At 75.7% G+C, this 1,872-nt stretch carries 1 protein-coding gene; it reads left to right on the top strand.

The annotated features are described in order from the left end of the window. Positions 1-1,872: CHAT domain-containing protein (locus ACLEQD_RS42445; protein WP_410391658.1), on the top strand; the 1,872-nt coding region annotated here is incomplete at both ends.

Here is a 1,872-nt window from a genome sequence, read left to right as displayed (position 1 = left end):
CCTCGGCCGCTGCATCGACCTCGCCCGGGAGACGGGTTTGCCCGAGCGGCGCATCGCCTGTCTGTGGACGCGCGCCGAACGCCGCGCGGCGGTGGACGCGGACGCCGCGTGGCGCGACGCGGACGAGGCCCTGGCGCTGGCCGCCGAGCACGACAACCCGCTCTACCTCGCCTCCGCGTGGCGCACGCGGGCGACGGTGGCCTTCCGCACGCGACCGCTGCCGGAGGCCCTGGGACACGCGGAGCGCGCGCTCGACGCGGTGGAGGTGCTGCGCCAGTGGCAGCGGGACGCCTCCAGCCAGGCCGAGCTCTTCTCCAACTGGGCCAGCGACTACCACCGGCTCGCGGGCCGCACCCTGGAGGCCGGAGAATCCTCCGCCGTGCCGCCCCGCGAGGCCCTGGAGCGCGCCTTCGCGGTGAGCGAGCGCCTGCGGGCGAGGACGTTGTTCGAGACCCTGGTGGCCTCGCGCGCGCTCCCCACGCAAGAGGAGTCACCGGAGCAGCGGAAGGCGCGGGACGGCGTGCTGCGGAGCCTGTCCGTCACCCAGCGGCGGCTGCTGGAGCCGGCGCTGTCCGCATCGGAGCGCACGCGGCTGCTGGAAGACCTTCAAGAGCTGGAGCGCCGTGAGCGCGAGCTGCGACCCGCGACCCGGCGCCTGGAGCTTCCCTTCGCATCGCTCGCCGCCACCGGGCAGCCTCATGAGCAAGAGCAGCATCCATCGGCCCGTCGCGCGGAGCTCCCTTCGCGTCGCTCGACGCCTCCGGGCAGCCTCGGAGCAGGGCAGCATCCAGCGGCCCGTCGCGCGGAGCTGCCATTCGCGTCGCTCGCCGCGACCGAGCAGCGCCTGGGAGAGGAGGAGGCCCTGCTCGTCTTCCTCGCGGGCGCGGACCATGACCTCCAGGGCGAGCCCGCCGGAGGCGCGTGGGTGCTGGCGGTGACGCGCGAGGGCACGCACGCGTACCGCATCCCCGAGCGTGCGCGGCTGCGCCCCGCGGTGGCGCTCCTGTCGGGCCTCATCGAGCGCCGCGACGGTTCGGAGGCCACGGCCGCCTCCGCGCTGTACGCGCAGCTGCTCGCCCCCGCCCTGCGCGGGTTGCCATCGAAAGTATCGCGCCTGCTGCTGGTGCCGGATGGCCCGCTGCACGACCTGCCCTTCGCCGCGCTGCGGGAGCGCGCGGACGGCCCGCCGTTGATGGCCCGGTACGAACTGGCGCGGGTGCCCTCCGCGAGCCTGCTCCACTACTGGCGCGAACAGCCCGCACAGCCTCCGGAAGGCGAGGCCCTGGTCCTGGCGGATCCCGACCGGAGTGACACCCTCCAGGGCGCGAAGGTGGCCACCGCGAGGGGCGGCGTGTTCCTGGAGACCGCGAGCCTGGGGGCGCTCCCGGAGGCGCGTCGCGAGGGCCGCACCGTGAGCGAGGCCCTGGAGGACACCTCGGTGAAGCCCCGGTTGCTCGTGGGAGCGGAGGCCTCCGAGCAGGCCCTCAAGGCCTCCCGCTGGGACGCGGTGCGCATCCTCCACGTGGCCGCGCACGCGGTCGTGGACGTGGAGTCCCCGGAGCGCTCCGCCCTGGTGCTGGCCCCGGGCGCGGCGGGAGAGGACGGCCTGCTCCAGCCCCGGGAGATCACCGAGCTGCGGCTCAGGGACGCGCTGGTGGTGCTCTCCAGTTGCAGGGGGGCCTCCGGCGCGCTGCTCGCGGGCGAAGGCGTGCTGAGCCTCGCGAGGGCCTTCTTCGAGTCCGGCGCCCGCGCCGTGGTGGCCAGCCTGTGGCCCATGCGCGACGCCGAGGCCGCGGAGCTGCTGGAGCGCTACTACCGGCACCTGGCGGCGGGCAGGGCGCGGCGTCGCGCTGCGCGACGCCAGCGCGAGGC

Source organism: Corallococcus sp. 4LFB, from assembly GCF_046520365.1.
Lineage (GTDB): Bacteria > Myxococcota > Myxococcia > Myxococcales > Myxococcaceae > Corallococcus > Corallococcus caeni.
The sequence above is the reverse complement of the archived record's forward strand: the minus strand, read 5'-3'. Positions and strand labels throughout refer to the sequence as shown.